At 68.5% G+C, this 26,848-nt stretch carries 27 protein-coding genes; 16 read left to right on the top strand and 11 right to left on the bottom strand.

Annotated features, from left to right (window positions below):
* Positions 1 to 22: 22 nt before the first annotated feature.
* Together topA and dprA are read right to left on the bottom strand one after the other, a co-directional pair.
* Positions 23 to 2,680: a type I DNA topoisomerase gene (gene topA, locus OS124_RS0111160; RefSeq protein WP_010139696.1), complete on the bottom strand. Its 2,658-nt coding sequence runs from the start codon at positions 2,678 to 2,680 to the stop codon at positions 23 to 25.
* 124 nt (positions 2,681 to 2,804) lie between these two features.
* A complete protein-coding gene (dprA, locus tag OS124_RS0111155; RefSeq protein ID WP_138919503.1) occupies positions 2,805 to 3,974 on the bottom strand; it encodes a DNA-processing protein DprA in 1,170 nt (389 codons plus the stop codon).
* A gap of 140 nt (positions 3,975 to 4,114) precedes the next feature.
* Here dprA and OS124_RS0111150 point away from each other — a divergent pair, with 140 nt between their 5' ends.
* Positions 4,115 to 4,567, top strand: a complete 453-nt coding sequence (locus OS124_RS0111150; RefSeq protein WP_010139694.1) for a GNAT family N-acetyltransferase — start codon at positions 4,115 to 4,117, stop codon at positions 4,565 to 4,567.
* Here OS124_RS0111150 and tldD read toward each other — a convergent pair.
* The gene (gene tldD, locus OS124_RS0111145) at positions 4,564 to 5,997 is read right to left on the bottom strand and encodes a metalloprotease TldD (protein ID WP_010139693.1); all 1,434 of its coding nucleotides are present in this window, start codon (positions 5,995 to 5,997) and stop codon (positions 4,564 to 4,566) included. The two genes, OS124_RS0111150 and tldD, sit on opposite strands and share 4 nt — an antisense overlap.
* Positions 5,998 to 6,312: 315 nt before the next feature.
* Between tldD and coxB the strand changes: the two genes are divergently transcribed.
* The 11 genes from coxB (at position 6,313) to OS124_RS0111090 (ending at position 15,982) form a co-directional block, all read left to right on the top strand.
* Positions 6,313 to 7,140: a cytochrome c oxidase subunit II gene (gene coxB, locus OS124_RS0111140; protein ID WP_010139692.1), complete on the top strand. Its 828-nt coding sequence runs from the start codon at positions 6,313 to 6,315 to the stop codon at positions 7,138 to 7,140.
* 123 nt (positions 7,141 to 7,263) lie between these two features.
* Positions 7,264 to 8,202 carry a heme o synthase gene (gene cyoE / locus OS124_RS0111135; protein WP_010139691.1) on the top strand — a complete coding sequence of 313 codons (939 nt, stop codon included), beginning with the start codon at positions 7,264 to 7,266 and terminating at the stop codon, positions 8,200 to 8,202.
* A 1-nt stretch (position 8,203) separates the two neighbouring features.
* On the top strand, positions 8,204 to 8,392 hold the full coding sequence (locus tag OS124_RS0111130; RefSeq protein ID WP_010139690.1) for a hypothetical protein: 189 nt from the start codon (positions 8,204 to 8,206) through the stop codon (positions 8,390 to 8,392).
* Between the two features lie 3 nt (positions 8,393 to 8,395).
* Entirely contained in the window at positions 8,396 to 8,986 is a 591-nt protein-coding gene (locus OS124_RS0111125) for a cytochrome c oxidase assembly protein (RefSeq protein ID WP_010139689.1), read from the top strand.
* Positions 8,987 to 9,011: 25 nt separating this feature from the next.
* The gene (locus OS124_RS0111120) at positions 9,012 to 9,812 is read left to right on the top strand and encodes a cytochrome c oxidase subunit 3 (protein ID WP_010139688.1); all 801 of its coding nucleotides are present in this window, start codon (positions 9,012 to 9,014) and stop codon (positions 9,810 to 9,812) included.
* Between the two features lie 155 nt (positions 9,813 to 9,967).
* Positions 9,968 to 10,654 carry an SURF1 family protein gene (locus OS124_RS0111115; protein ID WP_010139687.1) on the top strand — a complete coding sequence of 229 codons (687 nt, stop codon included), beginning with the start codon at positions 9,968 to 9,970 and terminating at the stop codon, positions 10,652 to 10,654.
* Entirely contained in the window at positions 10,651 to 12,039 is a 1,389-nt protein-coding gene (thrC, locus tag OS124_RS0111110; protein ID WP_010139686.1) for a threonine synthase, read from the top strand. The genes OS124_RS0111115 and thrC overlap by 4 nt, the downstream gene beginning before the upstream one ends.
* The gene (locus OS124_RS0111105) at positions 12,036 to 13,298 is read left to right on the top strand and encodes a M16 family metallopeptidase (protein WP_010139684.1); all 1,263 of its coding nucleotides are present in this window, start codon (positions 12,036 to 12,038) and stop codon (positions 13,296 to 13,298) included. The genes thrC and OS124_RS0111105 overlap by 4 nt, the downstream gene beginning before the upstream one ends.
* The gene (locus OS124_RS0111100) at positions 13,298 to 13,882 is read left to right on the top strand and encodes a GNAT family N-acetyltransferase (protein WP_010139683.1); all 585 of its coding nucleotides are present in this window, start codon (positions 13,298 to 13,300) and stop codon (positions 13,880 to 13,882) included. The genes OS124_RS0111105 and OS124_RS0111100 overlap by 1 nt, the downstream gene beginning before the upstream one ends.
* A gap of 379 nt (positions 13,883 to 14,261) precedes the next feature.
* Entirely contained in the window at positions 14,262 to 15,086 is an 825-nt protein-coding gene (locus OS124_RS0111095) for an MBL fold metallo-hydrolase (RefSeq protein ID WP_010139682.1), read from the top strand.
* A 137-nt stretch (positions 15,087 to 15,223) separates the two neighbouring features.
* Positions 15,224 to 15,982: a maleate cis-trans isomerase family protein gene (locus tag OS124_RS0111090; RefSeq protein WP_010139681.1), complete on the top strand. Its 759-nt coding sequence runs from the start codon at positions 15,224 to 15,226 to the stop codon at positions 15,980 to 15,982.
* On the opposite strand, the gene OS124_RS0111085 is transcribed toward OS124_RS0111090, so the two are convergent.
* Positions 15,954 to 16,745, bottom strand: a complete 792-nt coding sequence (locus tag OS124_RS0111085) for an EcsC family protein (RefSeq protein WP_010139680.1) — start codon at positions 16,743 to 16,745, stop codon at positions 15,954 to 15,956. The two genes, OS124_RS0111090 and OS124_RS0111085, sit on opposite strands and share 29 nt — an antisense overlap.
* Before the next feature lie 279 nt (positions 16,746 to 17,024).
* Positions 17,025 to 17,510 carry a GNAT family N-acetyltransferase gene (locus OS124_RS0111080; protein ID WP_010139679.1) on the bottom strand — a complete coding sequence of 162 codons (486 nt, stop codon included), beginning with the start codon at positions 17,508 to 17,510 and terminating at the stop codon, positions 17,025 to 17,027.
* Between the two features lie 86 nt (positions 17,511 to 17,596).
* Between OS124_RS0111080 and OS124_RS0111075 the strand changes: the two genes are divergently transcribed.
* Positions 17,597 to 18,202: a flavin reductase family protein gene (locus tag OS124_RS0111075; RefSeq protein ID WP_010139678.1), complete on the top strand. Its 606-nt coding sequence runs from the start codon at positions 17,597 to 17,599 to the stop codon at positions 18,200 to 18,202.
* Between the two features lie 140 nt (positions 18,203 to 18,342).
* Positions 18,343 to 18,987 carry a CatB-related O-acetyltransferase gene (locus OS124_RS0111070; RefSeq protein ID WP_010139677.1) on the top strand — a complete coding sequence of 215 codons (645 nt, stop codon included), beginning with the start codon at positions 18,343 to 18,345 and terminating at the stop codon, positions 18,985 to 18,987.
* A gap of 67 nt (positions 18,988 to 19,054) precedes the next feature.
* Here OS124_RS0111070 and OS124_RS0111065 read toward each other — a convergent pair whose 3' ends face one another.
* Both OS124_RS0111065 and OS124_RS0111060 read right to left on the bottom strand, forming a co-directional pair.
* A complete protein-coding gene (locus OS124_RS0111065) occupies positions 19,055 to 19,969 on the bottom strand; it encodes an aminoglycoside phosphotransferase family protein (protein ID WP_010139675.1) in 915 nt (304 codons plus the stop codon).
* Positions 19,970 to 20,360: 391 nt separating this feature from the next.
* Positions 20,361 to 21,995 (bottom strand): SulP family inorganic anion transporter, encoded by a 1,635-nt coding sequence (locus OS124_RS0111060; RefSeq protein WP_010139673.1) that lies wholly within the window; start codon positions 21,993 to 21,995, stop codon positions 20,361 to 20,363.
* Positions 21,996 to 22,175: 180 nt separating this feature from the next.
* Here OS124_RS0111060 and OS124_RS0111055 point away from each other — a divergent pair, with 180 nt between their 5' ends.
* On the top strand, positions 22,176 to 23,075 hold the full coding sequence (locus OS124_RS0111055) for an S-methyl-5'-thioadenosine phosphorylase (RefSeq protein ID WP_010139671.1): 900 nt from the start codon (positions 22,176 to 22,178) through the stop codon (positions 23,073 to 23,075).
* Positions 23,076 to 23,242: 167 nt separating this feature from the next.
* Positions 23,243 to 23,785 (top strand): adenine phosphoribosyltransferase, encoded by a 543-nt coding sequence (locus tag OS124_RS0111050; RefSeq protein ID WP_443189683.1) that lies wholly within the window; start codon positions 23,243 to 23,245, stop codon positions 23,783 to 23,785.
* Positions 23,786 to 23,990: 205 nt separating this feature from the next.
* Here the strand turns inward: OS124_RS0111050 and OS124_RS0111045 are convergent, their stop codons facing one another.
* The 4 genes from OS124_RS0111045 to OS124_RS24395 are packed head-to-tail and all read right to left on the bottom strand — an operon-like array spanning position 23,991 to position 26,748.
* Complete coding sequence (locus OS124_RS0111045; RefSeq protein ID WP_010139667.1) at positions 23,991 to 24,629, bottom strand: 2-dehydro-3-deoxy-6-phosphogalactonate aldolase; 639 nt, start codon at positions 24,627 to 24,629, stop codon at positions 23,991 to 23,993.
* A complete protein-coding gene (locus OS124_RS0111040; protein ID WP_010139666.1) occupies positions 24,630 to 25,490 on the bottom strand; it encodes a DMT family transporter in 861 nt (286 codons plus the stop codon).
* Positions 25,487 to 25,843 (bottom strand): VOC family protein, encoded by a 357-nt coding sequence (locus OS124_RS24400; protein ID WP_010139665.1) that lies wholly within the window; start codon positions 25,841 to 25,843, stop codon positions 25,487 to 25,489. The genes OS124_RS0111040 and OS124_RS24400 overlap by 4 nt, the downstream gene beginning before the upstream one ends.
* Positions 25,840 to 26,748 carry a 2-dehydro-3-deoxygalactonokinase gene (locus OS124_RS24395; protein WP_010139664.1) on the bottom strand — a complete coding sequence of 303 codons (909 nt, stop codon included), beginning with the start codon at positions 26,746 to 26,748 and terminating at the stop codon, positions 25,840 to 25,842. The genes OS124_RS24400 and OS124_RS24395 overlap by 4 nt, the downstream gene beginning before the upstream one ends.
* Positions 26,749 to 26,848: the final 100 nt, after the last annotated feature.

The following is a 26,848-nucleotide window of genomic DNA, read 5'->3' as shown; positions in this document are numbered from 1 at the left end:
ACAGTCGGGCCCCGCCAGGGGATCATTCACCGGCGTCAGCGGCCTTCTTCGCAGGCGCCTTCTTCTTCGCCGGAGCCTTCTTTGTCGTCGCCTTGGCAGTGGTCGCCTTGGTGGCGGCCTTCTTCGGAGCGGCCTTCTTGGCCGGGGCCTTCTTCTTGGCCGCGACCTTCTTGCCGGACTTCGCGGCGCGCTCGGCGATCAGCTCGACCGCGCGCGCCATGCTCAGATCCTCGGGATCGTCGGCATCGGCCAGCGTGGCGTTGATCTTTTCCCACTTCACGTAGGGCCCGTAGCGGCCCTCCATCAGCTGCACCGGGCCGCCGGCCTCGGGGTGCTCGCCCAGCTCCTTCAGCACCTTGGCGGTGTTGCGGCCCTTGCGGGCGGCGACCTTCTCGGCCAGCAGCTGCACGGCGCGGTTCATGCCCACGGTCCAGACCTCGTCAAGCCCCTCGAGGTTGGCATTGGTGCCGCCCCGGTCCGAGGTGCTCTCGGCGTGCTTCAGGTAGGGGCCGTAGCGCCCGATATTGGCCCAGACGTTGACGCCATCCTCGGGGTGCGGCCCCAGAAGGCGCGGCAGTTCCAGCAGCTTGACGGCCTGATCCAGTTCCAGGTCCTCGGGGGTCCATTCCTTGGGCACCGACTGGCGCGGCGGCTTGGGCTGCTCGGCGGTGGCCTCTCCACGCTGGACATAGGGGCCGAAGCGACCCTTGAAGATGCGGATCTCGTCGCCCGCATCCTTGCCCAGAAGCTTGCCCTCGGGGGGGATGGCGCTGGCCTCGGCCTCGGGGTTCGGGGGGCCGAAGGGACGGGTGTAGCGGCACTCGGGGTAGTTCGAGCAGCCGATGAAGGCGCCGCCCGAGCGCGCGGTGCGCATCGAAAGCCGCCCGGCGCCGCAGTTCGGGCAGAGGCGCGGATCGCCGCCATCGGGCAGCGGCGGGAAAAGATGCGGCTCAAGAACCTCGTTGATCTTGTCGAGCACCTCGGTGATGCGCAGCTCGCTGGTCTCGGCAATCGCTGCCGAGAAATCGCGCCAGAAGCGGCCCAGCACATCCTTGTAGTCGCGGTCCCCGGCGGAAACGTCGTCGAGTTCCTCTTCCAGGTCCGCGGTGAAATCGTACTCGACGTATTTCTTGAAATAGTTGGACAGGAAGGCGATCACCAGGCGTCCCTTGTCCTCGGGGATGAGGCGGTTCTTGTCCTTCACCACGTAGCCGCGATCCTGGATCGTGGTGACGATGCTGGCATAGGTCGAGGGACGCCCGATGCCCAGTTCTTCCATGCGCTTGACCAGCGTCGCCTCGGTGTAGCGGGGCGGCGGCTGGGTGAAATGCTGATCCGGGGTGATCTTCTTCTTCTCGGCCTTTTCGCCCTGGCTGATCTGGGGCAGGCGGTTGTCGTCGTCATCGACGACATCGTCGCGGCCCTCTTCGTAAATTTTCAGGAAACCGTCGAACAGCACCACCTGGCCGGTGGCGCGCAGACCGACCTGGCCGTCGCGGCTGCCGATCTCGACCGTGGTGCGCTCCATCCGGGCGCCTTCCATCTGGCAGGCCAGCGTGCGCTTCCAGATCAGGTCATAGAGCTTGCGCTGGTCGTCGGAGAGGCCGAGCGCCGCGGCATCCTTGGTCATGTCCGTCGGACGGATGCACTCGTGCGCTTCCTGGGCGTTCTTGGCCTTGTTCTTGTAGACCCGGGGGCTGGAGGGCACGTAGTCCTTGCCGAAACGGTCGGCGATGGCCTCTCGGCAGGCAGTCACGGCCTCGGGGGCCATGTCGATACCGTCGGTCCGCATGTAGGTGATATGCCCGGCCTCGTAGAGCCGCTGCGCCGCGTTCATCGTCTGGCGCGCGCCCATGCCGAACTTGCGGCTGGCTTCCTGCTGCAGGGTCGAGGTCATGAAGGGCGGAGAGGGGTTGCGCGAGGCCGGCTTGGCCTCGACCGAGGTCACGGTCAGGTCGCGCGAGGTGATCGCCTGCACCGCCATCTCGGCCTGGGTGGCGTTCTCGATCGAGTACTTGTCCAGCTTGTCGCCGGCCAGCACCGTCAGGCGGGCCTCGTATTCCTGGCCGCGCGGCGTGGTGAGGATGGCCTTCACCGACCAGTATTCACGCGGGCGGAAGGCCTCGATCTCCATCTCGCGCTCGACGATCAGACGCAGGCAGACCGATTGCACCCGGCCGGCCGACTTGGCGCCGGGCAGCTTGCGCCACAGCACGGGCGAGAGGTTGAAGCCCACCAGGTAGTCCAGCGCCCGGCGGGCGAGGTAGGCATGCACCAGGTCCCCGTCGACCTGGCGGGGGTTCTTCATCGCCTCGGTGACGGCGGTCTTCGTAATGGCGTTGAAGACCACGCGGCTGACCGGCGTGTCCTTCTTCAGCGCCTTGCGGTTGCGCAGCGCCTCTTCCAGGTGCCAGGAAATCGCCTCTCCCTCGCGATCGGGGTCGGTGGCGAGGATCAGCGCATTGTCGTCCTTCAGCGCGTCGGCGATGGCCTTGACGTGCTTCTTGCTGTCGCTGGCGATCTCCCAGAGCATCTCGAAATCCCGCTCGGGATCGACCGAGCCATCCTTGGGGGGCAGGTCGCGGACGTGACCGTAGGACGCAAGAACGGTGTAGTCGGATCCCAGATACTTGTTGATTGTCTTGGCCTTGGCCGGGGATTCGACGACGACGACGGGCATGCGTGTTCCTTTCGCTGGACGGCGCGACTCTGAGAGCAGGCCTTGGCGGCGGAACATGTGGGGTCGGCAGGGGCATTGTCAATGGAGGCTTGCCCGACCCCGTGCTGCGCTGCGGCGCGAGGCCTCAGGATGCCCGCGAGATAAGCCCACCCGGTTGCCGTTCGATCCGCCCCTCCAGTTCGAGGTCGGTCAGGGCAGGGCTGACAAGATGCGGCGCGGCGTCGATGTCGCGGATCAACGCGTCTTCCGCCAGCGGCGCGGCGCCCAGCCGGTCGAGGATCATCTGATGCAGCCGCGCCACGTCGCGCAGGGGGCTGCGGCCCCTCACCTTGCCCGGCGACGGAGCATCGAGCGGTACAGGGGGGCGCGAGGGGGCCGTGGTGCGGGCCTCTGCCTGGTCGGGCAGGTCCAGCGCCTCAAGCACGTCGCGGGCCCCGCGCACGAGAACGGCGCCGTCGCGCAGCAGCATGTTGCAGCCCGAGGCGCGCGGATCGAAGGGGTGGCCCGGCACCGCCAGCACATCGCGGCCCTGGTCCAGCGCGTGGCGTGCGGTGATCAGCGTGCCCGACTTCGCCGCCGCCTCGACCACGATCACTGCGCGGGACAGCCCCGAGATCAGCCGGTTGCGCAGCGGAAAGTGCCGTGCGGTCGGCGTGACGCCGATCGGCTGTTCCGAGATCCTGAGGCCCGTCCGCGCGATGTCCTCGGCCAGCGCTCGGTTCTCGGGCGGGTAGATCTGGTCGACGCCGCCGGCCATCACGGCGACGGTGCCGGTGTCCAGCGCGGCCTCATGGGCGGCGGTGTCGATGCCCCGCGCCAGGCCCGAGATCACGACCTGCCCGGCCCGGCCCAGGTCGACCGCCAGCGAGCGCGCCATCCGCAGCCCGAGGGACGAGGCTGTCCGGGCGCCGACCATGGCGACGCCGGGCGTCGAAAGCAGCTCGACCCGGCCAAGCGCCCAGAGCAGGGGCGGCGGGTCGGCCAGATCCTCCAGTGCCCGGGGGTAGGCGGCTTCGCCCCGGGCCAGAAGCTGCGCGCCCAGGGCCCGGCCCCGGGCCAGTTCCGTCTGCGCGATCTCGAGGGGGCAGGGGGAATAGCGATCCAGACCGGCGGCGCGGGCGACCCCGGGCAGGGCGGCCAGCGCGGCCTCGGCGGATCCATGTTCCGAAAGCATGCGCCAGAAGGTGCTGGGACCAACACGGCGCGAGCGCAAGAGACGAAGCCACGACAGACGCGCATCTTCCGTGGTGGGTGGGAGTGGGGGGTGAGTGGAAGGATGTGTATCCACGACCATCGTGACTCCGCCTGCTTGCGGAATCATATGTAGCTGCCGGGTGGTTAATTAAGGGTGAAGGGGTGCGGGCCCCCTGCGAAGGTCGTAGGCTCTGGCCATCCGGGGGCTGCAATGGCACCCCGAGGCAAAAGGAGACCGCCATGCTGATCCGTCCCGCCGCCCTGGAAGATGCGCCCGCCATCAGCGCGATGCTGCAAGAGCTGGTCGCGGCCGGAAAGCGGACTGCGCGCGCCGACGCGGACTTCGTGCGGACACACTATATAACGGGCGGTCTGCTCTGCTCCGTCGCGGTCGAGGGGGATGAGATCCTCGGCCTGCAATCCCTGAAGCGGGCTGAGGCGGGCAATCCCTATGACACGCCCGAAGGCTGGGGAATCATCGGCACCCATGTCTCGCCCCGTGCGGCGCGCAAGGGCGTGGGCCGGGGGCTCTTCGCCGCCAGCCTCGCCGCTGCCGAACAGGCGGGCCTTCCCGCCATCGAGGCCTATATCCAGCGCAGCAATACGGAGGGGCATGGCTACTACGGTGCCATGAGCTTCAGGCCGTGGCGCGAGGACGACAAGGCCATCGCGCGCCGCTACGACCTGACCTAGACCGACGAGCCGCCGACGGTCAGCCCGCCGATCAGCACGGTCGGCTGGCCGACACCCACGGGCACCCACTGGCCGTTCTTGCCGCAGTTGCCCATGCCCGGATCCAGCGCCATGTCGTTGCCGAGCGCCCGGATCTGCTTCATCGCCGCGGGCCCCGAGCCGATCAGCGTCGCGCCCTTCACCGGCGCCACCCGCTGGCCGTTCTTCACCAGGTAGGCCTCGGTGCAGTTGAAGACGAACTGGCCGTTGGTGATATCCACCTGACCGCCCGAGAAGCCGACGGCGTGGATGCCGTCCCTCATCTCGCCGACCACCTCTTCGGGGGTCGCCTTGCCGCCCAGCATGTAGGTGTTGGTCATCCGGGGCATCGGCACATGGGCGTAGCTTTCGCGGCGGCCGTTGCCCGTGGGCGCGACCCCCATCAGGCGGGCGTTCTGGCGGTCCTGCATGTAGCCGACCAGGACCCCGTCCTCGATCAGCACGTTCTTCCCCGAGGGCGTGCCCTCGTCATCGACCGAGATCGAGCCGCGCCGGTCCGGGATGGTGCCATCGTCCAGCACCGTGACGCCCTTGGCGGCGACCTGCTGGCCGATCAGTCCCGAGAAGGCCGAGGCGTTCTTGCGGTTGAAATCGCCCTCGAGCCCGTGGCCCACGGCCTCGTGCAGCATGACGCCGCACCAGCCGGAGCCGAGGACCACGTCCATCTGGCCGGCGGGGGCGGGGATTGCCTCGAGGTTGACCAGCGCGATGCGCAGCGCCTCGCGGGCCTTGGCCTGCCAGTCGGCGGGATCCAGAAGCCCGTCCAGCCCGATGCGCCCGCCGCCCCCGGCGCTGCCGGTCTGGCGCTGGCCATCGCCCTCGACGATGACCGAGACGTTCACGCGCGTCATGGGGCGGATGTCCGACGTGATCTGCCCCTCGGGGCGCAGGATGAAGACCTCCTGGCAGGAGGCGGCGATGGTGGCCGAGACCTGCACGACCCGGGGGTCCAGATCCCGGCAGAAGGCGTCGATCTCGCGCAGGGTGTCGACCTTCACCGGGAAGGAATGCCCGGCGATCGGGTCAAGCGCCTCGTAGAGATGGCGGTTGGTGGCACGGGGCGGCGGGGCCATGGTGCCGCCGCCATCGCCGACGGCAAGGCGGGCGGTGGCCACGGCGCGCTGTAGGGCGCTTTCGGAAATCTCGGTGGCATGGGCATAGCCTGCGACTTCGCCTCGCACGGCGCGCAGGCCGAATCCCTCTGACGCATCGTAAGCGGCGTTGCGAATCCGCCCGTCGTCGAAATGCAGCACCTCGGAGCGGCGGCGTTCAAGAAAGAGTTCTCCGTCGTCGGCCCCGGCCACGGCCTCGCGCAGCAGGGTCAGGGCGCGGTCCTGGTCAAGCATCTGCTCGAAGGGGCGGAACGGGGTCTCGGGGGCGCTGGCGGACATCTGGGGCCTTTCCTGAAAGGGCCGGGCGGGACGTAGCCACCCGGGGCGTGCGGCACTGGCGGTGCACCTTGGCCCGCGCCGGGCGGTTGTGCAAGCGCACCGGGAGGACCGACATTTTTGATCCAGATCAAAAAAAAGCGTCCCTTTGCCGCAAGAGCGATTATTGTCGTGAACGCAAGAATATGGTTTTAAGCAGCGACAGACAACGGGAGCGCCGCGGCCATCGGGCGTTCCTCCCCGGTTGGGAGGCCGGGCGGGGAGGGGGGCCGAAGACCGCGAGCGACACGCAACCGATCAGGGTGAACGATGCGACTGATGAAACCTTTCCTGGCCCTGACGGCCGCTTTCACCGCCATGCCCGCCCTCGCGCAGGAGCTGGAGACCATTGGCAAGCCCCACTCGGGCGGTATCGACTTCCAGTCGGCCTCGACCGAGCTGGCGCGCGACCTGCAGTGGCTGGACCACATGCTGCTCTACATCATCACGGCCATCGTGATCCTGGTCTGCGTGCTGCTGCTGGTCTGCATCTTCCGCTTCAACAAGAAGTCCAACCCGACCCCGGCGAAGTTCACCCACAACTCGCCTCTGGAAGTCGCCTGGACCATCGTGCCGATCCTGATCCTGATGTTCATCGGGGCCTTCTCGCTGCCGACGCTGTTCAAGCAGCAGGTCATCCCCGAGGGTGACGTCCACATCCAGGTGACCGGCTACCAGTGGTACTGGGGTTACGAGTACACCGACCAGGAAGACCTTGCCTTCGAGGGCTTCCTGCTGCCCAAGGAAGAGCTGGCCGCGAACGGCTACAACGACGACGAATACCTGCTGGCCACCGATACCGCCGTCATCGTCCCGGTCAACAAGACCGTCGTGATGACCGTGACCGGTGCCGACGTGATCCACTCCTGGACCATTCCCGCCTTCGGCGTGAAGCAGGATGCAGTGCCCGGCCGCTTCGCCCAGCTGTGGTTCTCTGCCGAGCAGGAAGGCGTCTACTTCGGCCAGTGCTCCGAGCTTTGCGGCAAGGATCACGCCTACATGCCGATCACCGTCAAGGTGGTCAGCCAGGAGGTCTACGACGCCTGGCTTGCCGCCTGCGCCGAAGCCGGCCAGTTCGTGCCGCTGCGCGACCTGCCCTCGGCCTGAGGCCAGACGGCGTGAGCGCGGGCCCCTGGGCCTGCTCCACCGGCCGCGACCGCGCGGCATACGATGCTGACTGCCCCGCCCCGGATTTCCGGGGCGCGGGGCCCTTCCGAAGAGTGACCATTCATGACCGACGCAAGCATCACGACGCAAGCTGACGGGGGCGACGCCGCGTTCGGCGATTACATCGCCCTGCTGAAGCCGCGGGTCATGTCGCTGGTCGTCTTTACCGCGCTGGTCGGCCTGGTGGCCGCGCCGGTGCCGGTGCATCCCTACATAGCCTTCTGCGCGATCCTGTTCATCGCCATCGGCGGCGGTGCCTCGGGCGCGCTCAACATGTGGTACGACAGCGATATCGACGCGGTGATGAAACGCACCCGTGGCCGCCCGATCCCCTCGGGCCGGGTCGGTCGCGACGAGGCGCTGGCGCTTGGCCTGGCGCTGTCGGGCTTCTCCTGCGTGATGCTGGCCCTTGCGGCCAATGTCTTCACGGGTCTGTTCCTGGCCTTTACCATCTTCTTCTACGCCGTGGTCTATACCATGTGGCTGAAGCGCTGGACGCCGCAGAACATCGTTATCGGTGGCGCGGCGGGGGCCTTCCCTCCGATGATCGGCTGGGCCGTGGCGACGGGCAGTGTCAGCCTTGAATCCGTGCTTATGTTCCTGCTGGTCTTCATGTGGACGCCGCCGCATTTCTGGGCCCTGGCACTGTTCATGCGGTCCGACTACGACGATGCGGGCGTGCCGATGCTGACCGTGACCCACGGCCGCCCCGCAACCCGCCGTCACATCCTGGCCTATACCGTGCTTCTGGCCGCGGTGGCCTTCGGCACCGGGCTGACCTCGATCGGCGGGCCTATCTACATGGCCGTCGCACTGGTGCTGAACGCGCTCTTCGTGATCGGTGCCCTGCGCATCTGGCGCCGCGACGAGGTCATGGCCGAGGCCGACAACTACCGGGTCGAGCGCAGCTTCTTCAAGCTGTCGCTGATCTACACCTTCCTGCACTTCGCCGCGATCCTCGCCGAAGCGCTGCTGAAGCCCTACGGACTGGGAGGCTGGTAAGATGCCGCTGACCCGTGAACATGAGCTGCACAGGCGGCGCCGGGGCCTGAACACGGGACTCGGGCTGGTGCTGGGGGCCTTCGTGGTGCTGATCTTCCTGTTGACCTTCGTCAAGGTCACCAGCCAGAGCCTTCAGTTCCCCGACAACCTGCCCGGCACCTCCGCCGCCACACCGGCAGGGGAGGGCTGAGCCATGGATCCGAAACAGAAGACCGTCATGCAGACCGCCGGGGTGATCGTCACCATGGGCGCGCTGGCCTGGCTGGCGGTGCCGGCCTACAACTACTTCTGTGCGGTGACCGGCTTCGGTGGCGTGACCCAGACGTCCGAAGTGGCCTCGGACATCGTGCTGGACCGGACCATCAAGATCCGCTTCGACAGCGCCACCGACCGCGACATGCCCTGGCAGTTCAAGCCCATGCAGCGCGAGGTCGAGCTGAAGATCGGCGAGACCGGCCTGGCCTTCTACGAGGCCACGAACCCGACCGACCATCCGATCGCCGGTCAGGCCAGCTACAACGTCACCCCCTACGAGGCGGGTGGCTTCTTCACCAAGATCGACTGCTTCTGCTTCACCGAACAGGTGCTCGAGCCGGGTGAGACGGTGCAGATGCCGGTGACCTTCTACGTCGATCCCGAGATTGTCGAGGATCGCGATGCGAAGTATGTCCATACGATCACGTTGGGCTATACCTTCTACGAAATCGACCTGCCCGAGAGCTATCGGGCGGCGGAAGAACAGGCCGCACTTCCTGCGGCAGATACCAACATGGACGTGAACTGAGGGCCTCTGGCCGGGGAAGAGAACGATGGCACATGCAAAGAACCACGACTACCACATCCTGACACCGTCGGTGTACCCGTTCATCGCGGCGGTCGGCACCTTCATCATGCTCTTCGGGGCGGTGAAATGGATGCACGACAGCGGCCCCTGGCTGTTCCTGGCGGGCTTCCTGGCGATCATCTACACCATGTTCGGATGGTGGGCGGATACCGTGGCCGAGAACAAGGCGGGCGATCACACCCCCGTCGTGCGCATCGGCCTGCGCTACGGCTTCATCCTGTTCATCATGTCCGAGGTGATGTTCTTCTCGGCCTGGTTCTGGACCTTCTTCAAGCACGCGATGTACCCGATGGGGCCGGCAAGCCCGGCGGTCGACGGCGTCTGGCCGCCGGCGGGGATCGAGACCTTCGACCCCTGGCACCTGCCGCTGATCAACACGCTGATCCTGCTCTGCTCGGGCGCGGCCTGCACCTGGGCGCACCACGCGCTGGTGCATGAGAACAACCGCAAGGACATCGTCAACGGCCTGCTGCTGGCCGTGGTGCTCGGGGCGATCTTCACCGTGTTCCAGGCCTATGAATACAGCCACGCCGCCTTCGGCTTCTCGGGCAACATCTACGGCGCCACCTTCTTCATGGCGACGGGCTTCCACGGGTTCCACGTGATCATCGGGACGATCTTCCTGCTGGTCTGCATGATCCGCGCCCAGGCCGGCCACTTCACCCCCGACAACCATGTCGGCTTCGAAGCCGCAGCCTGGTACTGGCACTTCGTCGACGTGGTCTGGCTGTTCCTCTTCGCCTCGATCTACATCTGGGGCCAATAAATCCGGGGCCGGGCACGGGCGGACGGTGGGTTGCACCCCCCCTACGCCAGGTGCCGCGGCCAGCCCGGAAGAGTAGGGTGTGTGCCAACACACCGCTGGTACGAACCAAGGGCGCGGGGGCAGACCTCGCGCCTTTCGCAATTGAAAGGTGGCAGATGCGCGGAAAACTGATCGGGGCGCTGGTGCTCGGCCTGGGCGGGGTGGCGATCCTGCTGGCGCTGGCCAACTGGCAATTCCGGCGGCTGGAGTGGAAGACCGGCGTGCTCGCCCGGATCGAGGCGCGCATCGCCGCCGACCCGGTTGCGCTGCCCGCGCAGCCTGACCCGGAGGCCGACCGCTACCTTGCCGTCTCGCTCACCGGCCGGTTCACCGGCAACCCGGTCCGCGTCCAGTCGGCGCTGGAGGGGCAGGGCGCGGGCTATCGCCTGGAACAGGCCTTCGAGGTCGGCGCCCGCCGCCTGATCGTCGAGCGCGGTTTCGTGCCCCAGGCTGCGGCCATCCCGCCTGCGCCGGAGGGCGAGGTGACGATCTCGGGCAACCTGGTCTGGCCTGACGAGGTAGACAGCTTCACCCCGGCGCCCGACCTGTCCACCGGCCTGTTCTACGCCCGCGACCTTCCCGCACTGGCGGCAGAGCTGGGCACCGAGCCGCTGCTGATCGTGCGCCGTGATGGCCCTGCGGGCGGTGGCGCCCTGTTGCCCGCCCCGGTCGGCACCGCCGGAATCCCCAATGATCACCTGGAATATGCGATCACATGGCTCTCTCTGGCCGCCGTATGGCTGGTCATGACCGCTTATCTGATTTATCGCATTCGCAAACAGGCAGAAGGCGAGACCACGTGAAATACGTATCGACCCGGGGCCAGGCCCCCGAGCTGAGCTTCGAAGACGCGATGCTGACCGGGCTGGCCCGGGATGGCGGCCTTTACGTGCCCGCCGAGATCCCGGTGCTCAGCGCCGACGATATCCGCGCCCTGAACGGCCTCTCCTACGAGGACACCGCCTTCCGCATCATGTGGCCCTTCCTGGGCGGCACCTTCACCGAGGATGAGTTCCGCGGCTGCATTGCCCGCGCCTACGAGGGCTTCGGCCATGCCGCGCGCGCTCCGCTGGTGCAGCTGGAGCCGAACCACTTCCTGCTCGAGCTGTTCCATGGCCCGACCCTGGCCTTCAAGGACTTCGCCATGCAGCTGATCGGTCAGCTGTTCCAGACGGCGCTGGCCAAGAACGGCCGCCGGGTGACCATCGTCGGCGCCACCTCGGGCGATACCGGCAGCGCGGCGATCGAGGCCTTCCGGGGCCTCGACAACGTGGACGTCTTCATCCTCTACCCCCATGGCCGCGTCAGCGAGGTGCAGCGCCGCCAGATGACCACGCCGGCCGACAGCAATGTCCATGCCATCGCGCTGGACGGCGACTTCGACGCCTGCCAGGCCCGCGTGAAGGACATGTTCAACGACTTCGAGTTCCGCGACGAGGTCGGCCTTGCCGGGGTGAACTCGATCAACTGGGCCCGGGTGCTGACGCAGGTGGTCTACTACTTCACCTCTGCCGTCTCTCTCGGGGCGCCGGACCGCAGGGTCTCTTTCACCGTGCCGACGGGCAACTTCGGCGATATCTTCGCCGGCTACATCGCCCGCAAGATGGGCCTGCCCATCGACAAGCTGGTGGTGGCGACGAACCAGAACGACATCCTGCACCGCTGCCTGACCACTGGCGAATACCGGCCCGACGGCGTGGTGCCCTCGATCTCGCCGTCGATGGATATCCAGGTCAGCTCGAACTTCGAGCGGGTGATCTTCGACGCGCTCGACCGGGACGGCTCGGCCGTGGCGCAGCTGATGGACGAGCTGAAGGCGGGCGGCTTCACCCTGCCGCAGGGGGCGCTGTCGCACCTTCAGGAGCTGTTCACCTCGGGCCGCTGCTCCGAGGACGAGACCCGGGCCACCATCGCCGAGATGAAGACCCTGACCACCGAGCTGCTCTGCCCCCATTCCGCCGTGGCGGTGAAGGTGGCGCGCGAGGTCCGCGACCCTGCGGTGCCGATGGTCAGCCTCGCCACAGCCCATCCGGCCAAGTTCCCCGATGCGGTGGAAGAGGCGAGCCACATCCGCCCCGGCCTGCCGCCGCGCATGGCCGACCTGTTCGAGCGTGACGAGCGCGTGACACGCCTCGCCGACGACCTCGCCGCCATCGAATACCTGATCCGCGAAAAGAGATCCGCATGAGCGTCAACCTGACGACCCTGCCGAACGGCTTCCGTATCGTCACCGAACATATGCCGGGGCTGCAATCAGCCTCGATCGGCATCTGGGTGTCGGCGGGCGGGCGCCACGAACGCCCCGAGCAGAACGGCATCGCCCATTTTCTCGAACACATGGCCTTCAAGGGCACCGAGACCCGCAGCGCGTTGCAGATCGCCGAGGTGATCGAGGACGTGGGCGGCTACATCAACGCCTATACCTCGCGCGAGGTGACGGCCTATTACGCCCGCGTGCTGCAACCCGACGTGCCGCTGGCGCTGGACGTGATCGCCGATATCCTGCGCCGTTCGGTCTTCGACCCCTCCGAGATCGAGATGGAGCGCGGTGTCATCCTGTCGGAGATCGGCCAGGCGCTGGACACCCCCGATGACGTGATCTTCGACTGGCTGCAGGAACGTGCCTACCCCGAGCAGCCGCTCGGTCGCACGATCCTTGGCCCCGAGGACCGGGTGCGTGCCTTCACCCGCGAGGATCTGGCGGGCTTCGTGGCCGAGCACTACGGCCCCGGCCAGATGATCCTTTCGGCGGCCGGTGCGGTGGATCACGACGAGATCGTCCGCCAGGCAGAAGCGCTATTCGGCGACATGGCCGCCCATGGCCAGCCAGACCTGGTGCCCGCCCGTTTCGTCGGCGGCGAGATCCGCCAGGTGAAATCGCTGGAACAGGCCCATGTGACCTTCGGCTTCGAAAGCCCGGATTACCGCTCTCCCAGGGCCTATGCGGCGCAGATCTATGCGGCGGCGCTCGGCGGGGGCATGTCCTCGCGGCTGTTCCAGGAACTGCGCGAGAAGCGCGGGCTCTGCTATACCGTCTTCGCCTCGGCGGGCGCCTATACCGACAGCGGCATGACGACGATCTATGCGGGCACCTCGGCGGACAAGGTGGCCGACCTGTCGCGGCTGATCCTCGACGAGATGTCGCGTGCCGGAGAGGGCCTTTCCATGGCCGAGATCGACCGCGCCCGCGCCCAGATGAAGGCGGGCCTGCTGATGGGCCTCGAAGGCGCCTCGTCGCGCGCCGAACGGCTGGCGCGCATGGTCGAGATCTGGGGCCGCGTGCCCGGGCTCGACGAAGTGGTGCAGCGGATCGACGCGGTGACCTCGGAGGACATCCGCGTCCATGCCGAGGAGATGGCCCGGCGGGCCCCCATGGCCCTGGCGCTCTATGGCCCGGTCGAAGCGGCACCCGACTTCGCCGGCCTGCAGGCCAGACGCGCCGCCTGATGCTGAGGTCCCGGCGCAAGGTCGCGATCGACACGGAGCGGATGATCCTGCGGGCGCCGATCCATGCCGATTTTCGCGCCTGGACCGAGCTGCGCGACGAAAGCCGCGCCTTCCTGACCCCGTGGGAGCCGACCTGGGCCGCCGACCACCTGACCCGGCGCAGCTTCACCAACCGTGTCTACTGGGCGCAGCGCTCTGTCTCGGGCGGGACCGCGCTGCCGCTGTTTCTTGAACGGCGGGGCGACGGGGCCCTGCTCGGGGCGATCACGCTGGACAACATCCGCCGCGGGCCCTCGCTGGCGGGGACGCTGGGCTACTGGATCGGCGAGCGCCACAAGCGGCAGGGTTACATGCGCGAGGCCATCGAGGGCGTCGTGCATCACGCCTTCCACCGCATGGACCTGAGCCGCATCGAGGCTGCCTGCCTGCCCGAGAACACCCCGTCGCGCGCCCTGCTGGAAAGCTGCGGCTTCAAGTACGAGGGCGTGGCGCAGAGCTACCTGCAGATCAACGGGCGCTGGCGGACCCATGTCCTTTACGCCGCCCTTCGGCTGGACAGGCGCGGACGGACCGAGGCCGGATAGGGCCGGGTTCGGGGGCTGAGTTCAGGGGTTAAGTTCCGGGGCCGGGGTCAGGCGTGGTGCGAAGGGTCCTCGGCCTGTGCCCGGACCAAGGGGGGAGGGGGCTGCCGCCCCCTCGGCTGCGCCTCACCCCCGCGAGTATTTTCAGCCTGGTGATGAGATGGGCACCGTACCCTTCCTGTTCCCCGCTGTGACCAGTTCCGGCCGGGGCGAGTGGGTGCATTTGCGCCTGTCGCGGCGGCAGGGGGCCGGTCTTGCCGGGAGATGGCGGGGCAGCGGTGCCGCTTTCGCGGGCAGTCGGGGCGCTGCAGTCGCGTCTCACGCTGGCGTGACCCGGAAAAACGGGCCGCCCGTGCTAGCCTCCGCGCAGGAGGATCTGCCCATGTTGCGCCTGACTGTCGCCTGCCTCTTCGCCCTCTTGGTCCAGGGCCTGCCGGCCCGCGCCCAGGTGCCGGTCAGCCATTGCATCGCCATCGCCGATGCCACGCCGGGGGCGCAGTTCATCCGCAAGGCCAGTTTCCGCGATCCGCTGCCGGAGTACACGGTGCGGATCAGCTACCTGACCCATTCGGCCTTTCTGATCCAGTCGCCCGGCGGCATCGGTGCGGTCACCGACTATCCCGGCTTCATCGGCAGCGCCGACTATGTGCCGGACGTGGTGACGATGAACCATGCTCATTCCAGCCATTTCACCAACTTCCCCGATCCCGAGATCCCCCATGTCCTCAGGGGCTGGTCCGAGCACTACGGGGAGCCGGTCTCGCACATGGTCGAGGTCGGCGACATGCTGGTGCGCAATATCTCGACCGACATCCGGTCGGGCGCCGGCGGCGTCGAGACGAACGGCAATTCCATCTTCATCTTCGAGGTCGGCGGGCTCTGCATCGGCCACCTGGGCCACCTGCACCACGAACCCAATGATGCGCAATACGCGGCCATCGGGCGGCTCGACGTGGTGATGGTGCCGGTGGATGGCGGGATGACCCTGGACACGGCCTCGATGGTACGGGTGGTGGAGCGGCTGAAAAGTTCGGTGGTGCTGCCGATGCACTGGTTCTCGGGGGCCAGCCTGACCTGGTTCCTGAACGAGGTCAGCAGCGCCTTCGACGTGGAACTGCGCGAGGACAGCGCGATCGAGCTGTCGCTGCGCAGCCTGCCGGACCGTCCGACCATCATGGTGCTGCGCCCGCAGCCGCTGGTCGACTAGGGCAGGGTGGCCGCGGGCGCGGTTCGGACGACCCGCAGTCTGGCCCCGCAGTCTGTTCCCGCAGCCTGGCCCCGCAGTCTGGCCCCGATCCACACGGAATGGTTGACCGGGGGCAGAGAACGGGCAATCGTCGGTTCATGAACGAGGTCTTTCCCTATCACCTCGACCAGCAGCGCCTGCCCCAGGTCGGTCTGGTCGTTCTCAAGAGCGACGAGACGGTCGAGCGGGATTTCCGCGACCTGCTGCCGCCGGATGTCGAGCTTCTGGTCACCCGCGTGCCGGCAGCGGACGAGGTGACGCTGTTCAATCTGACAGAGATCCGCAACCACCTCTCGCAGGCGGTGTCCCTGTTCCCGACGGGGGTCGAGTTCGCCTCTCTGGGCTATGCCTGCACCTCCGGCTCGGCAGCGCTTGGGGTCGGGGTGGTCGAGGGGCTGCTGCGCTCTGCCGCGCGCACGCGGGCGGTCAGCAACCCGCTCAGCGCGCTGCTTGAGGCCTGTTCCCGTCTGGGGGTGCGCCGCCTGGGGATCCTGTCTCCCTACGCGCAGCCGGTCTCGGACAAACTCTGCGAGGTGCTGCGGGCCGAAGGGCTCGAGGTGCCGGTGACCGGCTGTTTCACGGTCCCGCAGGAGGCGATGGTGGTGCGGATCGACGCCGGGTCGATCCTTTTCGCTGCGGCGGAGCTGGCCCGCAAGGCGCGGGTGGATGCGCTGTTCCTGTCGTGCACGAACCTGCGGACGATCGGCCTGCTCGACCGGGTCGAAGAGGAGGTGGGCCTGCCCGTGTTCTCGTCGAACCAGGTTCTGGCCTGGCACATGATGCAGCAGGCGGGGCTTGCCGCGCGAGGGCCCGGGCGACTGTTCCGGGTCAGCGCGCCCGCCGGGGCCTGCGCGTAAGCTCGGCCCGCAGCGCCTCGATCAGCTCTTCGGGGCGGCGATCTTCCTCGATGGCGAGGCGGCGCAGGCGGAAATGCACCCGCGCCATGTCCTGGTAGTAGCTGGTATAGGCATAATTCACGGCGGCCCCGGCAGCGGCGCCGAGGACCGGCACGGTCTGCGCGGCAAGCTTCTGACCAAGAGCGGCGGCAAGGCGCGGTGCCACCGACGCGATCAGCGCCTGCATCGTGGTGCCGGTCAGGGTCAGCCGGGTCGCGAGGAAAGCGGCGTCGGCCCCGTCATCCTCGGCCAGCGGGCCGGCCGAGGCGAAGACCTTGATCGAATCGAACTGGACATTGGGCTCGGCAGGGTCGAAGCCCTCTTCCGCTGCGACACCCTGGATGGCACGCAGCAGGACCGTGGTGGTTACCGGCAGTTCGGCCATGGCCGAGGGCAGGCCACCCAAGCCGCCCGCCGCGCCAAGCGCTGCGGTCACCGCCCGGTTCAGCCAGTCGGGCTGATCCCTCACCAGCCCCCGTGATCCCTGCGCGGCCTTCATCGCGCCGTTCAGTGCCGCCTCCGTGACCCGGTCCAGGCGACCCCGCACGCCCTCGGGCAGCCGGTCCAGCAGTCCTTCGGCGCGTGTTCCGAGCAGGGTCATCACCTGCAGGCCCGGCCCGCCGGCCCGGCGATGCAGCCGCGCCAGGGCGGCGATCTCCTCGCTCAGGGCGGGAGGCAGCTCCAGCTGCGGCGGAGCGGTCTCGGTGTCGGCTTGGCTGGGCATCCTGTCCTCCTGTCTGGGCAAGAGATGGGGGCGGTGCTGGCCGAGGGGAAGGGGGCGCTGCCCCCTCTGCCGCCTTTCAGGCGTCATTCACCCCCGCAGTATTTATGGCCCTCGGATAGATACAAGCGCCTCTTGCATCTATCCGGGGGCTGGAAATACTCCGGGGTGTCTCCAACGGAGACGGGCGCAGTACCCCCGTGACCTTTTGATTTGTCGCCATCCGGCGACCGAGGGCAGTGCCCCGGTAACCTTCCTGGCCGTTCCGCCCGGTGACGCCGCTCACTGCGCGCGGGTGACCTCACCGGCGATGCCCTGCCAGGCGCCGGGGCGCAGCTCTAGTCCCAGCACGCGGTCGGGGTTGGTGGGCGGAGGCATGACGATATCGGACAGTTTCGCGAAGCCGAAGCGGCTGTAGTAGGGCGCATCCCCGACCAGCATGACACGGCTCCAGCCCTCGTCGCGGGCGCGGTGCAGCGAGGCGCGGATCAGCAATCCGCCGATGCCCTCGGCCTGGCGCGTCGGGTGCACCGCGACGGGCCCCAGCAGAAGCGCCGTCTGCCCGCCCGCCAGGATTGGCCAATAGCGAATCGCACCCGCAAGGATGCCGTCACGGTCCCGCGCGGTCAGGCACAGCTCGGCCACCGGTGCCACGCCGTCGCGCAGCCGGTAGGAACTCAGCGCCGTGCGCCCGGGCGCGAAACAGAGATCATAGAGGGCCTCGACCTCCCACCAGTCCTCGGTGGTCTCGGGCGTGAGAGTGAACATCGGCGCCATCTCGTCATTTTCGGGTGGCATCGGGCCTATCACGGGATAGGGTCCGCAGCAAACCGTTGCAGACGAAGGATAACGCTATGTTTTACGAGCCCGCCTCCGGCCACCCGCTGCCACACAATCCCTTCAAGGCCATCGTCGCGCCGCGCCCGATCGGCTGGATTTCCACCCGGGGTGCGGCGGGCGACAACCTGGCGCCCTATTCCTTCTTCAACGCGGTGTCCGACAGCCCGATGCAGGTGATGTTCGCCTCGACCGGCGCCAAGCCCGACCGCGATGGCGCCAAGGACAGCGTGGCCCAGATCCGCGAGACTGGGGTCTTCTGCTGCAACCTCGTCTCCTACGATCTGCGCGACGCGATGAACGCCAGCTCGGCGCCGCTGGCCGCCGGCGAGGATGAATTCGCCGCCGCCGGAATCGACAAGGCCGAGTGCCGCACCATCGACTGCCCTCGCGTGGCCGCCAGCCCGGCGGCGCTGGAATGCCGGGTGACCGAGATCATCGCGCTGAAGGGGCAGCACAACACCATGGTACTCGGCGAGGTCACCGGCGTGCATATCGACGACAGCTTCCTGACCGACGGCCAGTTCGACGTGACCCGCGCCCAGAGCCTCTCGCGGCTCGGGTACCGGGACTACGCGGCGGTGCGCGAGGTCTTTGCACTGTCCCGCCCGGGCCAGCGCTGACGCGCCGTCGTGGCGGCCTGGCCCGGGGCGCCTTTCGCCAGGGCGTGAACCATGCTAGCCTGCGCCGGCAACCAATGGAGGGAGCGATGGACCAGCACCTTTGAAACCCTGAAATCCTCACGTGTTTTGAAGGAGGTTCCATGCCTCACGCCCTTCCCGCGCCCGACGGCGCCTTTCCCCTGTCCATGCCCGACGGCACGCCGATCACCGGCACCGTCCTGCTGAAACCGCTGATCGCCCATCCGAACTTCGAGGTGGGGGATTACACTTATGCGTCGGATTTCGACCCTCCCGAGGATTGGGCCAGTCGCCTCGCGCCCTATCTCTTCCCCTTCTCGAAAGAGCATCTGCGGATCGGCCGCTTCTGCCAGATCGCCCATGGGGTGCACTTCATCACTTCCTCGGCCAATCACCTCATGGCCGGGGTCTCGACCTATCCCTTCCCGGTCTTCGATGGCACCGCGAGCGAGGAGTATCAGCCCGACCGCCGCGATACGGTGGTCGGCCATGATGTCTGGCTGGGCCACGGCGCCATGGTGCTGCCGGGAGCGCGCATCGGCCATGGGGCAATCATCGGTGCCGGCGCCGTGGTGCGCGGCGAGGTGCCGGATTATGCCGTGGTCGCCGGCAACCCCGCCCGGGTGGTCAGGCTTCGTTTCGCGCCCGAGGCGATTGCCCGGCTGCTCACCCTCGCCTGGTGGCACTGGCCCGAGGACAGGATCGTCGCTGCCCGTGCCGCGCTGGAGCATGGCGACGTGACCGCGCTGGAGGCCTTCGCGCCCTAGGCCGGCGTTTTCTGGGGCGATGCGTCGGGGGCGATGCGTCTGGGGCCAGCGCATCGGGGGCCGGATCCTAAAGGTTCCGGTCCTCGGCCAGCAGGGTCTCGATCAGCGCCAGCGCCTGCCCGGCGCCGCGCTGGTTGCCATCCTGTCCGGCAAGCACCTTGGCGGCCTTCCAGAAGGCCCAGCCCCGGGCCCGCGCCCAGGTTCCGGGGGGCTGGTCCAGGGCCTCCCGGAAGACCTCCCGGGCGGTGCCGTCGAAATGGCTCCAGGTCATCACCAGGTCACAGGCAGGGTCGCCATAGGCCAGGTTGCCCCAGTCGATCACAGCCACCAGCCGCCCGTCCCGGGCCAGCATGTTCTCGGGCGTCAGGTCGCCATGGGTGAAGACCGGCCGCCCCTGCCAGCGCTCGGCGAGCGCGCGATCCCAGAGCGCGGCCCCCGCACCGGTGTCGATCCGTCCCGAGAGCGCGGCAAGGGCTGCCCGGGTCTCGGCGTCATAGACCGCCAGGTCGCCGCCACGGTGGAAGGTCACCGGGCCGGGCAGGGGCAGTGGCACGCCAGAGGGGGGCGCAATGGCCTGCAATTGACGCAGGAAACGGGCAAGGTCCCGGGCCAGCGCCTCGGCATCGGGTACGGTGTGGCACGAGACGGGCTGGCCCTCGATCCACTCGGTGATCAGCCACGACCACAGGTAGCCACGCCCCCGGGTGCCAAGTGCCACGACCCGGGGAATGGCCAGCGACAGCTGCGGCGCCAGCAACGGCAGCCAGCGCCGTTCCCTCTCGGGCAATGCGCCGTAGCGGTGTGCGGTCGGAAAGCGCAGCAGCTTGGTCTCGCCCAGCCGGAAGGCACGGTTGGTCCAGCCGCCCGGAAGGAGCGGTCGCAGGCTCTCGTCCCGCCACTCAGGGAACTGCTCGGCCAGCAGCGCGGCCACGAAGTCGACGGGCAGGTCGATCCGCCCGTCCTTGTCTGCGATGAACGTCATGGGACCCTCCTGCCGTCAGCATGTCACAGGCAGGTGACAGCGCCCCTGGGCATGACGGCCGGGTCTCAACCTTGCCGCCGGGTGTGGCGCGCAAGTCCCATCACCAGGCTGAAAATACTCCGGGGGGAGCGCGGCACGCGCGGGGGGGCAGAGCCCCCCGCCCCTTTTTCAATATGTCGCCATCCGGCGACGGAAGGGGCAGAGCCCCCCACTACCTTTCCGTATGTACCCGGCGGTGGCTGGGCAGGGCCCCCGTTTCCTTTCCGTTTGCCGCCAATCAGCGGCGGGAGGGGCAGAACGCCCTCCTTCGTCACATCCCGCCGGCAGTCACGATGTGAAAAGGGCCGGTGCGATCTCCCGCCCCGGCCCCTTGTCGTCTCTGCAATGGCTATCAGTGCCCGCCCAGAATGCCCGTGCGGACGTTGTAATCCACCGCCAGCTCGTAGTCGGGGTCGTCCGAGCTGTCGACCATCAGGTGCCCGGCCTTCTTCAGCAGGCGATGGCAATCGCGGCTGAGGTGGCGCAGCTGGAGGGTCTTGCCCTCGGCCTCGTACTTGGCGGCGACGGTTTCAATGGCCTGCAGGGCGGACTGGTCGACCACGCGCGAGCCCTCGAAGTCGACGATCACCAGTGCCGGATCGGTCTCGGGGCGGAACAGCTCGGTGAAGCCGTCGGTCGAGCCGAAGAACAGCGGACCGTTGATCTTGTAGACCTTGGCGCCCTCGGGGGTCTCATGGGTGGTGGCATGGATCCGGCGGGCGTTGTTCCAGGCATAGGCCAGGGCCGAGACGATGACCCCGGCGACCACGGCGGTGGCGAGGTCGGTCATCACGGTGATCACGGTCACCAGCACGATCACCACGGCATCGGTCAGCGGCACCTTGGTCAGGATCTTGAAGCTGTTCCAGGCGAAGGTGCCGATCACCACCATGAACATCACCCCGACCAGCGCCGCCAGCGGGATCTGTTCGATCAGCGGCGAGGCGAAGAGGATGAAGCAGAGCAGCAGCAGCGCGGCGACGATGCCGGCGATGCGGGTCCGGCCACCGGATTTCACGTTGATCATCGACTGGCCGATCATCGCGCAGCCCCCCATGCCGCCGAAGAAGCCGGTGATGATATTGGCCGTGCCCTGGGCCACGCACTCTTGGCTGGCGCCGCCCTTCTGGCCGGTCATCTCGCCGACAAGGTTCAGGGTCAGCAGGCTTTCGATCAGGCCGACGGCGGCCATGATGATCGCATAGGGCAGGATGATCTGGAAGGTCTCCCAGGTCAGCGGCACCATGGGGATGTGGAAGGGCGGCAGGGTGCCCTCGATGCTGGCCATGTCGCCGACGCGCGGCACGTCCAGGCCAAGGCCGATGACGATCAGCGCGGTGATCAGGATGCCGGCCAGCGGCGCCGGGATCAGCTTGGTCACGCGCGGAATGAAGTGGATCACCGCCATGGTCAGCGCGACAAGGCCCAGCATCAGCACCAGGGGCCCGCCGGCAAGCCATTCGCCCCCCGTGGCGCCATGACCCCCGGCCTCGGCGGTGCCCGGAACCTTGAACTGGGTCAGCTGCGCGAGGAAGATCACGATGGCCAGACCGTTGACGAAGCCCAGCATCACCGGGTGCGGCACCAGCCGGATGAACTTGCCCCACCTCATCACGCCGACGAAGACCTGGATCAGACCCATCAGCACCACGGCGGCAAAGAGATACTCCACCCCGTGGGTCGCGACGAGGCTGACGATGACCACCGCAATCGCCCCGGTGGCGCCCGAGATCATGCCGGGCCGGCCGCCCAGGACGGCAGTGACCAGGCCGATGATGAAGGCCGCGTAGAGGCCGACCAGCGGGTGGACATTTGCGACGAAGGCGAAGGCCACCGCCTCGGGCACCAGCGCCAGGGCGACAGTCAGACCCGAGAGGATCTCGATCCGCAGCCGGTCCGGGGAAAGCGCGTCGCTGGTGGTCGGCGCGAGGCGGAGGTCTGGCAGGGTGATGCGGCCAGCAAAGGCCGACAGGATGGCTTTGCGCATGTCTTGTCCTGTACGGGATGGGCTTTGCCGCCTGCGATAGCGGGTTTGCCCCGATGCGACAAGCTTCCGGGCCTGAAAAGACAGGCTGTGTGGCCGCGCGGGCCGGGCGGCCTTGCGGTGGCGGGGGGGGCGGAGGCATCCTCGGGCCCGACGGCATGGCAGATCGGACAGGAGGTAGGCATGGCCGACATGGCAGGGGGGAACCCCGGGGTGAAACTGGGCGTGATCGGGGGCTCGGGGGTCTACGGGGTGGACGGGCTGGAGGGCGCGCAATGGCTGCGGCTTGAAACCCCCTGGGGCGATCCGTCGGACGAGATCCTGACCGGCCGGCTGGCGGGGCTGGAGCTGGCCTTCCTGCCCCGGCACGGGCGCGGCCATGTCCTGTCGCCCTCCGAAGTGCCGTACCGGGCGAATATCGACGCGCTGAAGCAGCTTGGCGTCAGCCACGTCCTGTCGGTCTCGGCCTGCGGGTCGTTCCGCGAGGCGATGGCGCCGGGGGACTTCGTGCTGGTCGACCAGTTCATCGACCGCACCATCCGCGGTGGCAAGAGTTTCTTCACCTCGGGCTGCGTTGCCCATGTCTCTCTGGCCCACCCGGTCTGCGCGGACCTTGCTGCGCTGGCGGCTGGGGCGGCGCGGAGCGCGGGCGTGATGGTCCACGAGGGCGGCACCTACCTGGCGATGGAGGGGCCTCAGTTCTCGACCCTGGCCGAGAGCCGCATGTATCGCGATCACTGGGGCACCGACGTGATCGGCATGACCAACATGCCCGAAGCCAAGCTGGCCCGCGAGGCCGAGCTGCACTATGCCTCGCTGGCCATGGTCACCGACTATGACAGCTGGCATCCCGACCACGGCGAGGTCGACGTGACCGCGATCCGCCGGGTGCTGGCGGCCAACGGGGCCAATGCCCGCGCCACCGTGGCGGCCCTCGCAGCAGCACTCGCCGGGGCAGCGCGCGGTGGCTGCGGCACCGGCTGCGATCACGCGCTGGATCATGCCCTGCTGACCGCGCCCGAGCACCGCGACCCGGCGCTGGTGGCCAAGCTCTCGACCGTGGCGGGGCGGGTGCTGGGCTAGGCGGTGCCGCCGGACGGTGGGTTGCCACCCACCCTACGCCCCGGGCCGGCCACCGCGCCTCGGCACAAGGGTCACACCCCGCCTCGGGTCATGGCGACAGGGCCGGCTGCAGGCTTGCGCCACAAGGCAGGCTGCTGCATCACGATTGCAACGCCGCCGCGCTTGCCATGGAGAGCCCGATGAAGACCGTCAAGGACTACATCCGCACCATCCCGGACTTCCCCCACGAGGGAATCCTGTTCCGCGATGTCACCACGCTCTTTGCCGATCCGCGCGGGCTGCGACTGGCGGTGGACCAGATGCTGCACCCCTATGCCGGTCGCCGCATCGACAAGGTCGTCGGGCTGGAGGCGCGCGGCTTCATCCTCGGGGGCGCCATCGCGCACCAGCTGGGCCTCGGCTTCGTTCCCGTGCGCAAGAAGGGCAAGCTGCCCGGTGCCACGATCGGCGAAAGCTACACGCTGGAATATGGCCAGGCCGAGGTCGAGATCCACGAGGATGCCATCGCCCCGGGCGAGACCGTGCTGCTGGTCGACGACCTGCTGGCCACCGGCGGCACCGCCGAGGCGGGCATCAAGCTGATCGAGAGGCTGGGCGGAGAGATTGCCTCCTGTGCCTTCGTGGTCGACCTGCCCGAGCTGGGCGGGCGGCGCCGGCTCGAGGGGCTGGGCATGGAGGTCGTGACCCTCTGCGAATTCGACGGGCTCTGAGGGCGATCTAAACACTTTCTCAAGGAATTGGGCCTAGCGCTGTAGGAACCGGGTCGGGACCCGGACCTGCTTGCACGGATCCTCAGGGACCGTCGGCGCCCTGCCATCCCCCCCGGCAGGGCGCCAATACCTTTTGGCAAGGCTGGCGATCCGGCTGCGATGGTGCGGTCATGCGACCCATCGGGCGCCGGGGCCTCCTGTGGCCTCAGGCCGATCCGCTTCCCGAGGTCAGTGCCAGCCCCGCCTGCAGGGCCTCGGCGCGCCGGCGCACCTCGTCCAGCCCCCGGCCGGGCGCGTAGAGCGATCCGCCGATGCCGAAGCCGGCTGCCCCGGCGGCGCGCCAGGGGGGCATGGTCTCTGCATCGATCCCGCCGACCGGGATCACCGGGGTGCCGGCCGGCAGCACCGCCCGCCAGGCCTTCAGCACGGCCGGAGAGGCGGCCTCGGCCGGGAACAGCTTCAGGCCGTGGGCACCTGCGGCGAGGGCCGCGAAGGCTTCGGTCGGGGTGGCCGCGCCGGGCAGGCAGATGGCCCCCGCCGCCACGCCCGCCGCGATCACCGAAGCGTCGGTGTTGGGCGAAACGACGATCCGCCCGCCCGCCGCGACGCAGGCCCGCGCCTCTTCCGGGCGCAGCACGGTGCCCGCGCCGATCAGCATCCCGTCGCCCCATTCGCGGGCGATCCGGGTGATGCTCTCCAGCGCGCGGGGCGAGTTCAGCGGCACCTCCAGGCAGCGAAAGCCCGTCTCGGCGAGCACCTCGGCGACGGGCAGGGCCTCGTCGGGGGTGAGGCCGCGCAGGATGGCGATCAGGGGATTGCGGGACAACCAGTCGGAAAGGGTCATTCAGGGGGTCCTTTTGCGGGGAAGGGGGGCCAGCAGCACTGCGCCGGCGCCGACCACCAGGGCGATGCCGGCCCAGGTGGCGCGGTCGGGGACATGCGCCCAGAGCAGCGCGTCGAAGAGCAGCGACCACAGGATGCTGGAATAGCGCAGCGGCGCGATGCGGGCGACGGGGGCGCGGCGGAAGGCGGTGATGATCAGGGTGTTGGCCCCGAGGAACCCCGCCACCGCCAGCAACAGCAGGCCAAGGTCGGGGGGCGAGGGGCGCATCAGCCCGCCGCTTGCCGTCAGAAGCGCACCCAGCAGGATCAGCAGGGTCGAGAGGGTGACGGATTTCACCATGTCGGTGCCGGGGCGCAGGCGCCGGGTCACGAGGTCCCGCGCCGCATAGGCAAAGACCGAGACCAGGGCCAGCACCAGCCCGCGTGGCGAGGCCTCCAGCCCCGGGGCCGAGATGATCAGGATACCGACCAACCCCAGCCCGAGGGCGACCAGCACCCGGGGGCCGAGCGGTTCTCGCAGGATCAGCGCTGCCAGGGCCACGCTGACCAGCGGCACCGTGGCATGGATCGCCGCCAGCAGGCCGAGGGGCAGTTCGAAGACCGCCAGGGCGAAAGTCAGCCCCGCCAGCCCGTCCAGCCCGGCCCGCAGCGCGCCCGAGGGCGAGAGGGGACCACCCGCACCACGCCGCCAGCGCCAGACGACCAGGGTCGAGAGCAGCGTCAGCGCGATCAGCGCCCTTAGGGTGATCGCGGGCCCGGCAGGCAGGCTCATTCCCTTGAGGCAGGCGCTGGAGGCGACGCCGCAGAACAGCGCCAGCAGAGCCGGGCCGATGTCGCCGGTGGCGGAACTGCGGAAGGTCATGGCGAGACGATCTCGATCCAGTTGCCTGCGGGATCGCGCAGGAAGAAGAACAGCACGCCCGAGGCGCCGCGCCGGGGCGGGGCGTCTGGCCGCAGGCCCGCAGTCTCAAGCCTGGCATAGGCCGCCTGCGCATCGGGCACCCGCAGGGCGACATGGGCGGGCACCGGCGCAGCTTGCGGCGGGACCGCGCCTTCGATCAGCTCGATCTTGCAGGCGCCCAGCTCCATCTGATGCAGGCCCGGCTTGGCGAAGCCCGGCGTGAAGCCGAGCCGCGCGTAGAAGGCCCGCCCCGCCGCGAGGTCGGGGCAGGGCTGGGCGACGTGGTCCAGCGCAGCGTCCGGAAGCAGGCTCATGGTCGCGCGGGCAGCCGTTCGGGCCAGAGGCTGCGGGCGGCCATGATCTGACCGGCGCGGGTGGCGGCCTTGGCCTCGACCAGCCGGGTGGCGACGCCGAGGTGATCCAGCGCCAGCCCGTAGCGCTCTGCCAGGATGCCTGTGGCCAGCAGCAGCACCTCGCCGCCGGTCTGCGGCCGCGCCGCCAACTCGTTGCCGATCAGCACGCCCGACAGGAAGGCCGAGGCCGAGGTCGGCGCCAGTCGTCCGTTCAGCGTGTCGGCGCGGGCGGCGAAGACCGCATGGGCCGCCGGGGTGGCGCGGCCGTGATCGACGCCCGCCAGGAAGGCCTGCGGATCCTCCGCATCGCCCTCGGCCAGGGCGCCGACAAGGCTCTGGCCGCGCAGCAGGGCGAAGAGCTCTCCGGTGACATGGGTCTGGAAGCCGGTCAGCCGTCCGCCCTCAAGCGCGGCCCACTTGGCATGTGTGCCGGGAATGCAGATCACCGCATCGCGGAGGCCGAGGGTCGCGGCGGCGCCGAAGATCTGCACCTCTTCCCCGCGCATCACATCCGCATGGCCAAGGGTGTCGGTGCAGGTGGCCCCGGGCAGGATCGCGGCGGGACGACCGGCGACGGTCAACTTCACCGCCGCCGCGCCGACGGCCTGCATGTCGGCGGGGCAGGGGCAATAGGGGGCCTCGATCCAGCCGCCACGGGCGCCGATCATGCCCGACATCAGCACCGGGCTCTCGGGGCTGTCTTCCAGCCAACTGCCGCAGGCCCCCGTCAGCACGGCTTCGAACCCCCCGTCGGTCACGGATTTGAGACCCTGAGCGCTTTCTCGCGTGTCTCTGATTTGCCCGTCCGCCTCGATTCGCCAGGCGCGGAAGCGGCTGCTGCCCCAGTCTACGGCAATGAATTGCATAGGTTTTTCTCCATCCTTCGAAGGGTTTTCCGAAATTCGTTGACAGCATAGGCGCTGAATGTGATGGTTTCAAATATGAAAAGACAGTCTCAAATAAAGG

The sequence above is a fragment of the Oceanicola sp. S124 genome (assembly GCF_000220565.1).
In the GTDB taxonomy this organism is placed as follows: Bacteria; Pseudomonadota; Alphaproteobacteria; order Rhodobacterales; family Rhodobacteraceae; genus Pseudooceanicola.
Note: the sequence above shows the minus strand (reverse complement) of the source record. Positions and strands in the feature narration are given on the sequence as shown.